The 12,971-nt window shown below is 42.9% G+C and carries 11 protein-coding genes; 7 read left to right on the top strand and 4 right to left on the bottom strand.

The annotated features are described in order from the left end of the window. Positions 1-34: 34 nt before the first annotated feature. Complete coding sequence (locus tag LH29_RS16365) at positions 35-2,218, top strand: KamA family radical SAM protein (RefSeq protein ID WP_045031744.1); 2,184 nt, start codon at positions 35-37, stop codon at positions 2,216-2,218. Here LH29_RS16365 and LH29_RS16360 read toward each other — a convergent pair whose 3' ends face one another. Beyond that, positions 2,219-2,989, bottom strand: coding sequence for a polysaccharide deacetylase family protein (locus tag LH29_RS16360; RefSeq protein ID WP_045031742.1), 771 nt, complete (start codon positions 2,987-2,989; stop codon positions 2,219-2,221). It abuts the gene before it with no gap. Continuing rightward, a complete protein-coding gene (gene dapF, locus LH29_RS16355) occupies positions 2,986-3,849 on the bottom strand; it encodes a diaminopimelate epimerase (RefSeq protein ID WP_045031996.1) in 864 nt (287 codons plus the stop codon). Before dapF ends, LH29_RS16360 begins: the two co-directional genes overlap by 4 nt. A gap of 165 nt (positions 3,850-4,014) precedes the next feature. Between dapF and LH29_RS16350 the strand changes: the two genes are divergently transcribed. Continuing rightward, entirely contained in the window at positions 4,015-5,244 is a 1,230-nt protein-coding gene (locus LH29_RS16350; RefSeq protein ID WP_045031740.1) for an LL-diaminopimelate aminotransferase, read from the top strand. Positions 5,245-5,321: 77 nt separating this feature from the next. Here LH29_RS16350 and LH29_RS16345 read toward each other — a convergent pair whose 3' ends face one another. Further along, complete coding sequence (locus LH29_RS16345; RefSeq protein ID WP_045031739.1) at positions 5,322-6,524, bottom strand: pyridoxal phosphate-dependent aminotransferase; 1,203 nt, start codon at positions 6,522-6,524, stop codon at positions 5,322-5,324. Between the two features lie 235 nt (positions 6,525-6,759). On the opposite strand from LH29_RS16345, the gene ald reads away from it, so the two are divergent. From ald to LH29_RS16320, 5 genes are all read left to right on the top strand, one after another. Beyond that, positions 6,760-7,872 carry an alanine dehydrogenase gene (ald, locus tag LH29_RS16340; protein WP_045031737.1) on the top strand — a complete coding sequence of 371 codons (1,113 nt, stop codon included), beginning with the start codon at positions 6,760-6,762 and terminating at the stop codon, positions 7,870-7,872. 301 nt (positions 7,873-8,173) lie between these two features. After that, a complete protein-coding gene (locus tag LH29_RS16335) occupies positions 8,174-8,977 on the top strand; it encodes an ion transporter (protein ID WP_045031735.1) in 804 nt (267 codons plus the stop codon). A 149-nt stretch (positions 8,978-9,126) separates the two neighbouring features. After that, positions 9,127-9,921 carry a thymidylate synthase gene (locus tag LH29_RS16330; protein ID WP_045031734.1) on the top strand — a complete coding sequence of 265 codons (795 nt, stop codon included), beginning with the start codon at positions 9,127-9,129 and terminating at the stop codon, positions 9,919-9,921. 12 nt (positions 9,922-9,933) lie between these two features. Beyond that, positions 9,934-10,437: a dihydrofolate reductase gene (locus tag LH29_RS16325; RefSeq protein WP_045031732.1), complete on the top strand. Its 504-nt coding sequence runs from the start codon at positions 9,934-9,936 to the stop codon at positions 10,435-10,437. Between the two features lie 37 nt (positions 10,438-10,474). Then, positions 10,475-12,214, top strand: coding sequence for a M14 family zinc carboxypeptidase (locus tag LH29_RS16320; protein ID WP_045031730.1), 1,740 nt, complete (start codon positions 10,475-10,477; stop codon positions 12,212-12,214). A 40-nt stretch (positions 12,215-12,254) separates the two neighbouring features. Here LH29_RS16320 and LH29_RS16315 read toward each other — a convergent pair whose 3' ends face one another. After that, positions 12,255-12,920 (bottom strand): inorganic pyrophosphatase, encoded by a 666-nt coding sequence (locus LH29_RS16315; RefSeq protein WP_045031994.1) that lies wholly within the window; start codon positions 12,918-12,920, stop codon positions 12,255-12,257. Positions 12,921-12,971: the final 51 nt, after the last annotated feature.

Raw genomic sequence — 12,971 nt, 5'->3', positions numbered from 1 at the left:
ATTGATCCGACAGCTTTGCTAAAAAATTTTCGCCATGGATTCAATTGCTTTTTGGGACAAGGTTGGAATCTCCGTACGCGCAAGAAAAATTCTTCAAAAATTATTGGCTGAAAATCCGGTTCTGGAAAAGATCATCAGAAATGCTGACAACGTAGTTGAAATTCATGAAGCTTTGCGTAATTGGGTTTTGCCCATTTTAAAACGCAATCCGGCTGCCGAGAGCTATTACCTGGGCACATCGGCTGATGAAGAACTGGCCGAAAAATTGAACTGGCAGGATTTGGCGGCTATTCGTATTCTAGATTATATCGACAATGCGGGCAGGGAATTTCCCGATCAGAATATTGGCGGGCAACTGGCTCAAACCAATCCTTTTAAAATGCTGTGGCTGGCAACACACAAAGGAATCAGTGGAGCGGAAGCTGCCTTTTTCGAAGACATGCTTCAGTTGTTTCGCCAGTTAAATGATACACAAATCCGAACGCATCCCACAAAAAAACAGGTAGAAAACTGGATGCAAAAATACCCTTCGGGACTCGATCCGGTGGTGGAAGATCTGCGACAAGAGAACAAAATGCGGATCATCCGGATTTTGATCGATAAAATCGATAGTGGCGACATTTCCAGCCAGAGATATTCCTTTGGATCAGGATTAAGTTTTGCCGAAAAGGAAAAGCTGATGAACAAGTGGTGGCTGGATAGTAATTTTCACTTACGCTTTGCCATCCGTTCTCCGGAACTGCTGAACGAAATGCTCGACTACACGCTCACCGAAGAAACAATGAAAGTGCTTAAAAAGGCGAGGAGCAAAGGCATTCCCTTTTTTGTAAATCCTTATTACCTGTCGCTTTTAAACTCGTACATCCCCGATTATGTGGTGGGTGCCGACATGGCTATGCGTAGTTATGTAATTTACAGCAAACAACTGGTTGAGGAGTTTGGAAAAATTGTTGCCTGGGAAAAAGAAGATAAGGTGAAACCCGGCGAGCCAAATGCTGCGGGCTGGTTGCTGCCGTCGCACAATATTCACCGGCGCTACCCAAAAGTTGCCATTTTTATCCCCGATACGGTTGGTCGCGCCTGTGGCGGTTTATGTGCCAGCTGCCAACGGATGTACGATTTCCAGAGCGGGCGTTACAATTTTAATCTCGATAAACTGAAGCCACAAAAAACATGGAAAGAGCGTCTGCCCGTATTACTCGATTATTTTAGAAACGATGCCCAACTTCGCGATATTCTGATAACCGGTGGCGATGCTTTAATGAGCAGTAATAACAGTCTGAAACAAATTCTTGATGCCGTTTACAACATGGCTCTGGCGAAAATTGAAGACAATAAATCGCGTGCCGAAGGAGAAAAATATGCCGAAATTGTTCGAATCCGGATCGGAACGCGTTTGCCGGCATATTTGCCACAACGTATAACTCCCGATCTTTGTAAAGTCCTTTCAGCATTTAAAAAGAAAGCACAGAAAGCGGGCATAAAACAGTTTGTTGTTCAGGCGCACTTTCAGTCGCCAATGGAAATAACTGCGGAATCAAAACGAGCCATTCAGTTGCTTCTTGAATCGGGCTGGGTGGTTACCAACCAGGAAGTTTTTACCACGGCAGCTTCACGGCGCGGACACAGTGTAAAACTTCGCCAGGTTCTGAATGAAATCGGCGTACTTTCCTACTACACATTTACCGTAAAAGGATTTAAAGAAAACAAAAGCAATTTTACCCCGAACTCACGCCTGATGCAGGAACGAATGGAAGAAAAAATATTCGGAACGATACCGGAAAAAGAAATGGACTTTGCGCAACATCTTTTAGTTCACCCGGCTAAAATTGTGGAGAATATAAAAAAGCTGCACCGGGAAACTCAACTTCCTTTTTTATCTACCGACCGAAGTATTCTGAATTTGCCGGGAGTGGGAAAAAGTATGACATTCAGAACCATTGGCATAACGCGCTATGGCCGACGGATTCTGGAATTCGACCACGACCCGACACGCGTTCACAGCCCGATAATTCATAAAATGGAAAAGGTAATTGTTATCGAGTCAAAATCACTCGACGAATACCTGGAACAGCTTGAAGAAATGGGTGAAAACCGTGAAGATTACAACGGTGTTTACGGTTACACCATTGGCCACACCGAACCACGGATGGCCATGTACGAATACCCGGAATATGACTACCGGGTAACCGAAGAAATTACAAATCTGGAAATCTGATCACTGATTTTCCTTCACATACTTCATTACATTTATAAACGAGTCGCTGTAAAGATCATCGCTATTTTCGCTTACATACTGCAGCAGTTTTTTATGCACATCGGCTGCGGTATTTAAATAACCACCGCCCACACTGTGAAACATGAATACCACAATTGTTCCTTTTGCTTTGGCTTCCTCAACCTGTGCGATCAAATCTTTAATATCCGGATCAACCGATGTATAACTTGGTGTTTTCCATGTTTTGTACCCATTCATGGCTTCTGGGATGGGACCATCGCAACGGGCAGCCACAAACATATTTTTTATCGAATCGGTGAAATCCACTCCGCCTGCAACATAGTCACTACAGGTGTATCCGTATGATCGATCTGTCTTTCCGTCAACAGCTTTTAGCAAGGTGTTGGCTGTTTTTAACTCGGCAACAATTTGTTCGGGTGTATATGTTCTCAGGTCGTACTCGGGTTTTACCCAATCCCTCCCGGCACCATCGCAGGGATGAAACAAAGTGTGGTTACCCAGCTCGTGTCCGCGCGTTGTAATGGCGCGCCACTCTTCGGTTCGGTTATATAAACTTGGTGAATTGCCGGTGCAGAAAAATGTTCCTTTCAAACCAAACTCATCCAATTGCGGAACGGCAACATCCAAATGGCAATCCAAACCATCGTCGTAAGTAAAAACCACAGCCGCTTTGGTGCCGTTTGGCCACTTAAACTGCGCATTCGAGCTGAATGCAAAAACAGTCAGCATAACGATCAAAAGTGTTCTCATAGCTCCAAATCTTCAATTAATTCGTCACTCAATATTCCTGATCCTATTTCGCGTACTTCGCCGGTCATGCGGATTTCCCAGTCTTCATCAATTTCGATGGCCAGATTTCCACCCGGCATTTTTATGGTAAGGTTTCGTTCGGTCAATCCACGTTTTACAACTGTGCAAGCCACTGCGCACGATGAACTTCCTGATGCCAGCGTCCAGCCCGCACCGCGTTCCCAAATCATCACTTCCACTTCGTTTGGCGAAACAACTTTTGCAAATTGTACATTTATGCGGTTCGGGAACATCGGATTCGTCTCAATTTGCGGTCCGAAAGTTTTTATTTCCTTTTCATCCAATTCATCCTTTAAAACTACGCAATGCGGATTGCCCACCGACACGCAGTTAATTTCGTATCCACGGTATTCCAATTCCAGTGTCTCACCGATGCATTCCTCCTTTTCGCAATTAACAGGTATTTTTTTCGATTCGAAAATCGCCTTTCCCATATCAACTTTTATGGTGAATGCCTTGTTATTTTTCTCCTCAATCACCTCTGCCCGCACCAATCCGCCTGGCGTTTCAATGCTAAATGATTTTGATAAGGCAAAACCATAATCGTACAAATATTTGGCAAAAATACGCAGGCCATTCCCGCTTTTCTCCGCCTCCGAACCATCGGGATTCAGAATACGCAAACCAAAATCGGCTTTCTCACTCGGCACTTTCAAAAGAATGCCATCGGAGCCAATGCCAAAGTGAACATCGCAAATGCGAATTATTGCTTTTTCGGTTAATTCAAAAGTTATCTCATCCTGGTTCAAAACGATATAATCGTTGCCCAGACCGTGTGACTTTACAAAGAAGTTTTGCATCTCAAATAAATTTTTCCCAAAATTAACAGAGTTTGCCCAATCCTCAGCCGGCAACAAGCATTAAATTAATCTAAATAACCACAAAGGAATTCGCCGTAAAAATACTTGCCGATAGTTTTTTTATCTTTACGCTTCGATTTGGAACATAGTATAAAATAGACAGATATGGCAAAAATTAACGAGAATTACCTGAAACTTCAGGCGGGGTATCTTTTCCCGGAAATTGGGCGCAGAGTGAGCGAATTCATCGAAGCCAATCCCGATAAAAAAGTAATTAAAATGGGTATCGGCGATGTTACCCAACCATTGGTCCCCAGTGTTGTAAAAGCTTTTCACGAAGGCGTTGACGAGATGGCCAAAGGTGAAACGTTTAAAGGTTACGGACCGGAACAAGGTTATGCGTTCCTGCGCGAAGCCATTGCAAAACACTCGTATCAGGAGAAAGGCATTGATATTTCTGCTGATGAAATTTTTGTTTCTGACGGCTCGAAATGCGACACCGGAAATATTCAGGAGATTTTTGGCAACGACAATAAAATTGCGATTTGCGACCCGGTTTACCCGGTTTATGCCGATACAACGGTAATGAGCGGAAAAACAGGAACTTGCCAGGCAAACGGTCATTACGAAGGAATAATTTATATGCCTTGTACAAAAGAAAATGGCTTTATTCCTGAGCTGCCGACCGAAACTCCTGATCTGATTTTCCTTTGCTACCCGAACAACCCAACAGGAACAGTAGCTTCAAAAGAAGAATTGAAAAAGTGGGTTGATTATGCCATCGAAAAAAATGCGATAATTCTTTACGATGCGGCTTACGAAGCTTTTATCACCGAAGATGGAATTCCACGTTCGATTTATGAAATTGAAGGCGCGAAAAAAGTTGCCATCGAATTCCGCAGTTTCTCAAAAACAGCAGGTTTTACCGGAACACGTTGCGCGATAACCGTTATACCAAACGAGTTGGTAGCTTACGATTCAGAAGGACAAGCGCACCAGGTAAAAAAATTGTGGAACCGTCGTCAATCGACCAAGTTTAACGGTGTTTCTTACCCGGTTCAGAAAGCGGCTGCTGCCATTTACACCGAAGAAGGCAAAAAAGAGGTAGAAGAAGTAATTGCTTACTACCTGGAAAACGCCAAAATAATGCGTGAAAGTCTGGCCGAAATTGGCTACGAAGTTTACGGTGGTGTTAATGCTCCTTATGTGTGGGTGAAAACCAAAAACAACATGACATCGTGGGACTTTTTCGATAAAGTTTTAAACGAAGCGAACCTGGTTGGAACTCCGGGATCCGGTTTTGGTCCTGCAGGTGAAGGTTATTTCCGCTTTTCAGCTTTTGCCGACCGCGAAAATGTACTGGAAGCAATGGAGCGTGTTAAGAACTTAGCGTAACAAACTACAGATAAAGAAAAAACCGGACTGCAAACAGTCCGGTTTTTTTTATGTTTTAACAATTCTATTTTTAAACGTTAGCGTTCCTTTCTTCCGGGATAAACTTTTAGTGCCTCGGTTAAAATCTTCAAACAAACGCCCAAATCGTTCTTGTTCAACACATAAGCAATTCTCACTTCATCCTGTCCTTTATCAGAGCCGGTGTAAAAACCCGAGGCCGGTGCTAGAAAAACGGTCTGTCCTTCGAATTGAAAATCGGATAATAACCACGCACAAAATTTATCGGCATTGTCAACCGGAAGACGTGCAACGGTATAAAATGCCCCCATCGGAATTGGCGAATACACACCATCGATGCGGTTCAGCCCGTCGATCAAAAACTTTCGTCGCTGAACATACTCGTTGTAATTATTCAGCATGTATTCCGGATCGGCATCCAATGAAGCTTCGGCAGCAATTTGCCCGATAAGCGGCGGGCTCAAACGTGCCTGGCAAAACTTCATCACATTCTTTTTAACATCTTTGTTTTTGGTGATCAGGGCACCAATCCGCAAACCACATTCGCTGTAGCGTTTCGAAACAGAATCAACCAAAACAACATTTTGCTCAATTCCATCCAGGTGGAAAGCGGAGATATAAGGAGCGCCGGTGTAACAAAACTCGCGGTAAACCTCATCGGAAAACAAATACAGATCGTATTTTTTCACCAGGTCGCGAATGGCATTCATTTCCTGTTGCGTATACAAATATCCGGTTGGATTATTCGGATTGCAGATCATAATCCCCTTGGTTTTTGAGGTGATCAGCTTCTCGAATTCCTCTATTGGAGGTAATACAAATCCTTCTTCAATGTCGCCCGGAATCGATTTAATCTTCGCTCCGGCAACAATTGCGAACGCTTCGTAGTTGGCATAAGCCGGTTCGGGCACAATAATTTCGTCGCCCGGGTCGAGACAACTCATAAAAGCAAAGGTTACCGCCTCGCTACCTCCCGAGGTAACAATGATATCATCAGCCGTAACATCAATATCAAATTTGTGGTAATATTTCGCCAGTTTCTGACGAAACGATAAAATTCCTTCACTCGGAGTGTATTCCAATATTTCCCGGTCGATCGACCGGATGGCCGCGAGTGCTTCAGGAGGTGTTGGTAAATCGGGCTGACCGATGTTTAAATGGAACACTTTAACCCCTCTCTCTTTAGCTTCATGAGCTAACGGAGCTAATTTCCTGATTGGTGAATCAGGCATTATCCTTCCTCTGTCTGATACTGTCGGCATGTTATATAATATTTTTTAAAAGCAAGCAAAGATAAGATTATCAAACTGAAAACAATAATCTAAAATTTCAGACAAATTAATATCTTATTGCAAACTTAACTTGTAATTTCTAAGTATATGATGTCATACATGTTACTTTTACAATAAATTGTTCCAAATCCTGAGCATTTATCATGTTTTAGTCATAAATAGTGGTCTATTTTTGAACTCAGAAAAAACTCAAATATTTACTGTAATGATAATTGGAGTACCAAAGGAAATTAAAAATAACGAAAACCGTATTGCACTTACACCTGCCGGTGCTGCGGAGTTGGTTAAACATGGTCATGAAGTATACGTTCAGGCCGGCGGTGGTATGGGTAGCGGTTTCCAGGATGAAGCCTATATTGGAGCCGGAGCCAAAATGCTTCCAACTATTGAAGATGTTTACGGCATTGCCGAAATGATCATCAAAGTAAAAGAGCCGATTGAGGAGGAATACAAGCTGATTAAAGAAGGACAAATTCTTTACACTTATTTTCACTTTGCATCGTGCGAGCCTTTAACACATGCCATGATCGCAAACAAATCGATTTGTTTGGCTTACGAAACTGTTGAATTGCCTGACCGTTCGCTTCCGTTGCTTGTACCAATGAGCGAGGTTGCCGGTCGTATGTCAATTCAGGAAGGCGCTAAATACCTTGAAAAAACTTATGGTGGTTACGGTGTACTTCTTGGTGGAGTTGCCGGAGTTCTTCCTGCTAAAGTTTTGATTATTGGTGGTGGTATTGTGGGTACCGAAGCAGCTAAAATGGCTGCCGGATTGGGTGCCGATGTTACCATTATGGATGTATCGTTGAAACGCCTGCGTTACCTCGACGATATTATGCCTGCTAACGTAAAAACAATGATGAGTAACGAGTTTAACATTCGCGAGATGGTCAAATCGCACGATGTTATTATCGGTGCTGTTCTTATTCCTGGTGCCAAAGCGCCACATTTGGTTACCCGTGATATGCTGAGCACAATGAAACCGGGTACTGTTTTGGTTGACGTTGCCGTTGACCAGGGTGGATGTTTCGAAACTACAAAAGCAACAACTCACGCCGACCCAACTTATGTAATCGACCATGTATTGCATTACTGTGTGGCCAACATGCCGGGTGCTGTTCCACGTACTTCAACAATTGCGCTTACCAATGCTACACTTCCTTATGCTATTGAAATTGCAGGCAAAGGATGGAAACAAGCATGTATCGACAACGAGCCATTACGTAAAGGGCTGAATGTTGTTGACGGAAAGGTGGTTTACAAAGGCGTTGCCGAAGCTTTCGACTTGCCTTACGAAAGTGTTGAAACCGTTCTCTAAAAACCAATACGAAATAATTTCAAAAAGCCTTTTCCATTTATTTGGGAAGGGCTTTTTTATGCGTAATATATTGCTACTGCTCATTCACTTGACTGCAGATTTTTTTTCACTTGACATCTCTTTAGACTTCAATTGTGTCCGTTTAAAAGATCACTTGACATCTTTTTATACCTCACCTGACGTTTCTACAATTTCATCAAGTCCATTTTTTTTTCGAACGTCTTAATCTTTGCGAACACGCCTTTTGTTCAGATTCGCTTTTCGAAATTAATAGTATCTTTAAATCACAATTTTGCTGCCGATGAATAAAACCAAACAGAAGATTTACGAGATTATTTTTGAAGCTGATACGCCGGGGGGAAAACTTTTTGATGTGGCGCTGTTGTTTATTATTATTATAAGCGTTGCGCTGGTACTGCTGGAAAGTGTACCTGCCATCCGCGATAATCATTTACAATTACTGCATATTCTGGAATGGTGTATTACCATTATTTTCTCCATAGAATACATTCTGCGCGTTGCCATTGTTAAAAAGCCGATGCGTTACATTTTTAGTTTTTACGGCGTCATCGACCTTTTATCGGTTTTGCCCACTTACATTGGGCTGGTAGTTGCCGGATCGCACAGTTTAGTGGTAATTCGTATTCTCCGCTTACTCCGCGTTTTCCGAATATTAAAACTTACACGGTACACCGAGGCAGGCCGCTCGCTGGCGAAAGCCATTTGGCACAGCCGCGAAAAAATAAGTGTGTTCATCTTTTTTGTAAGTATGCTGGTTATCATCATCGGCACGGTTATGTACCTGGTTGAAGGGCCGGATCATGGATTTACAAGCATTCCGCGCGGAATTTATTGGGCAATCGTTACCCTAACAACAGTTGGTTATGGCGACATTAGCCCGGGAACGCCACTGGGCCAATTTCTGGCGGGTATTGTAATGATTATGGGCTACGCCATTATTGCCGTTCCAACGGGTATTGTTACTGCCGAGATTATCAATCCAACCAGCGATAAAAACACACAAGTTTGCCCGCAATGCCTGCATCCATCGCACGACGACGATGCTGTTTTTTGTAAAAAATGCGGTTCGCGGCTTAATCCTTAAAGAAACAAACAGTGATAGCATCACTTAAAGTGATACTATCACTAAAAATTGTGTCCGTTAACAATCTCGGTGTAATTGTGAATATTTAAACCCGACAAATCGGAAGCAGTTCTTTTTGAACGATTATTTTTGTGGGAAATATTTGAAAAATGAGGCAGTATTTAGATCTATTGGAAACTATTTTAGAGAAGGGAGCGGTTAAAGAAGACCGCACGGGAACAGGAACGATCAGCCGTTTTGGGCACCAAATGCGTTTTGATCTGAGCGAAGGTTTTCCGATGGTCACAACCAAAAAGCTGCACCTGAAATCGATTATTTACGAATTGCTTTGGTTTTTGAAAGGCGATACCAATGTAAAATATTTGCAGGATAACGGAGTACGAATCTGGAACGAGTGGGCCGACGACGACGGTAACCTCGGGCACATTTACGGCTACCAGTGGCGCAGCTGGCCAACACCCGATGGCGGCCACATCGATCAGATTTCGCAGGTAATTGATGCTATAAAAAACAATCCCGACTCGCGACGCCACCTGGTTAGCGCCTGGAATGTTGGCGAACTGGACAAGATGAACCTGCCACCGTGCCACATACTTTTCCAGTTTTATGTTGCCGACGGAAAATTGTCGTGCCAACTGTACCAGCGTAGTGCCGATGTATTTCTGGGCGTTCCGTTTAATATTGCATCGTACGCATTACTAACCATGATGATGGCACAGGTTTGCGATCTTGAACCAGGCGATTTTGTGCATACTTTTGGCGACGTACATATTTATTCCAATCATATTGAGCAGGTAAAATTGCAGCTATCGCGCGAACCTTATCCGCTGCCTCAAATGAAGATCAACCCGGATGTAAAAAGTATTTTCGATTTTAAATTCGAAGACTTTGAGTTGGTTGGTTACCAGTCGCACCCGCACATTAAAGGAGCTGTTGCCGTTTAAAACAATCTTAAAATGACAAATAAAATTCAAAAAAATATCTCGATAATCGTTGCTATTGCCGAGAACTTTGCCATTGGCAAAAACAACGATCTGCTGTTTCATTTGCCAACCGATTTGAAACGCTTTAAAGAAATTACCAGCGGCCACACCATTATTATGGGGCGTAACACTTTGTTGTCGTTACCAAAATGGCCACTGCCAAACCGCCGACACATTGTTATTACCGATAAACAAGACGATGTTTTCCCGGGCTGTGAAACGGTTTTCTCTATCGACGAAGCCATTGAAAAAGTGAAAGATGAAAAAGAGGCTTTTATCATCGGTGGTGGCATGATTTACAAGCAGTTCTTCCCGGTTGCCGGCAAACTTTACCTTACGCTGGTACATAAAACTTTTGATGCCGACACCTATTTCCCCGAGGTTAATTATGCCGAGTGGAATGAACTAAAACGCGAAGATCTGCACGACGAAAAGAACGATTTTGACTATTCTTACCTTGATTTAGAACGAAAATAATTTTGCGTTTGTAGCCTGGCTACTCAAATTTTAGAACATGAGAAAAAAAACTGCTTTGGTTGTAGTGCTGTGCGCTGTCAGCCTGTTTTTGTTTGCCCAAAAGCCACTGTTAAACCTGAAGTACGAGCAAAATTACACGCCTACTTACGACGAAGTAATCAATATGCTCGAACTGCTCGATTCGAAGTACGACAATGCAACACTAGTTGAAAACGGCTTTACCGACATTGGAAAACCATTGCATACCTTCATTATCAACAGTGAACCGGAATTTAATCCTGAAAAAATAAAAGCTCAGGGAAAAACAGTTTTGCTCATTAACAATGGCATTCACCCGGGCGAGCCGGAAGGAATTGACGCCTGTCTGCAATTTGCCAACGATATTCTGCGCAACAAAAACGGAATGAAAAAGTGGCTCGATAACACAGTAATTGTCATCATTCCGGTGTACAACATTGGCGGACACCTGAACCGTGGCAAATACAACCGCGCCAACCAGGCCACACCTTACGAAACCGGCTTTCGCGGAAATGCAAAAAACCTTGATCTGAACCGCGATTTTGCCAAGTGCGATTCGGAGAATGCCCGGTCGATAAACAAAATTTTTAATGAATGGGATCCCGATGTTTTTCTGGATACTCACACAACAAACGGCTCCGACCATCAATACAGCATTACTTTAATTACGCCATTCCCCGATTATTTTCCACCGGCGCAGGAAAAATTTCTGCGTAGCCAGATGATCCCCGATATTTATGAAAAAATGGAAGAGGGCGAGTATAAGCTGATTCCATATGTGAACTGGCTTAATTACCAGCCGCTGTCAGGAATTCTGCTATGGCAGGATTCGCCGAGGTATTCGTCGGGTTATGCCAGCCTGTTTAACTGCTACGGAATGATGACCGAAAACCATGTGTACAAAGACTTTGCCGACCGCGTAAAATCGTGTTACCAGTTTATTGTTGCATTAAGTGAGTTCACGTCAGAGAATTCGGAAGAAATTATTGCCAGCCGCAAACAGGGAACCGAAGAACTGTTAAAGATGCCTACCTACCCCATTTCTTACCAGGTAGACACCACGCAATACAGCACATTAACTTTTGATGGTTACGAAACCAGCGAAGAAATTATTGACAAAGTTACCGGCCTGCCACGTTTTGGCTACGACCGCTCGAAACCATTGTCGAAAGAAATTCGCTATTACGATACCTACAACACAGTGGAAGAAATTACCATTCCGGAATACTACATTCTTCCGCAAGGCTGGACCGAAGTAATTGAAAGATTAAAACTGAACGGCATTGAAATGGTACCGCTAAAAAATGATACGCTTATGGAAGTAACGGTTGATTATATCGACGAATATTCAAGTCCTAAGCAACCGTTTAACGGTCATTATATTCATAACGAAGTGACTACCAGAAGTGAGGTTCAACAAATAATGTATTACGCCGGCGACCTGTTAATTCCGGTTCGTCAACGCAAAATGAAATACATTTTGGAAATGCTGGAACCCAAAGCGATGGACTCATTTTTCCGCTGGAACTTTTTTGATTCCATTCTTGATCAGCGTGAATATTTTTCGTCGTATGGATTTGAAGAAAATGCGCTGAAATATTTAAATGACCATCCCGAGTTTAAAAAGCAGCTGGAAGAAAAACGTAAAGCCGATCCGGAATTTGCAAAGGATCACCGGGCACAGTTGAACTATATTTATAACAACACCGAATGGGCTGAAAAAACCTATAAACGATACCCGGTAGCAAAAATCTATTAAAAATAAAAAGGCCTGATTTTCGAGAATCAGGCCTTTTTATTTATGAAAGCAGTTTGCCCAGATTCGCAAACTTGTTGTTGTAATCTTCAACCGAAAGTCTGATCACCTCAAGCGCCTCATCGTGCCCGTAGGTTGCAGCAATTTCGGTGTTTGAATCAACACCCGGCATATCCTTATAGGTAAGGAAATAATGCTCCAAACGCTGAATTACAATTTCCGGCACCTGCGACACATCGGTAAAATGACCATACACGGTGTCGTTGTCCAAAACCGCAATAATTTTATCATCTGCCTGATCGCCGTCAATCATCCGGAAACCACCAATCGGACGAGCAGTTACCAGCAAGTCGCCATGCGCCAGATCCTTTTCGGTAAGCACACAAATATCAATCGGGTCGCCATCGCCTTTTATGCCTTTTCGGTTCACTTTCTGCGAACAAAATTCGCCCACTTTGGTACCACAATAGGTTTGCGGAATAAAACCGTATAAAGCGGGAACAACATTCGAGAATTTTTGTGGCCGGTCAACACGCAGGTAACCACTATCCTTGTCAATTTCGTATTTTACCGTATCGGTTGAAACCACTTCTATAAAAGCGGTTAATTCTTCGGGGGCATTATCGCCAATTGAAACACCGTGCCAGGGGTGCGATTTATAACGCAATCCCATCAATCTTCCGATGGGATCGGAAAGTCTGTCTACCATCTTAGTTAAATTATGTTTTACTATCTCAAACCAATAGTACGACTTTTGGTT

The sequence above is a fragment of the Draconibacterium sediminis genome, from assembly GCF_000949475.1.
In the GTDB taxonomy this organism is placed as follows: domain Bacteria; phylum Bacteroidota; class Bacteroidia; order Bacteroidales; family Prolixibacteraceae; genus Draconibacterium; species Draconibacterium sediminis.
This window is presented reverse-complemented; position numbering and strand designations above follow the sequence as displayed.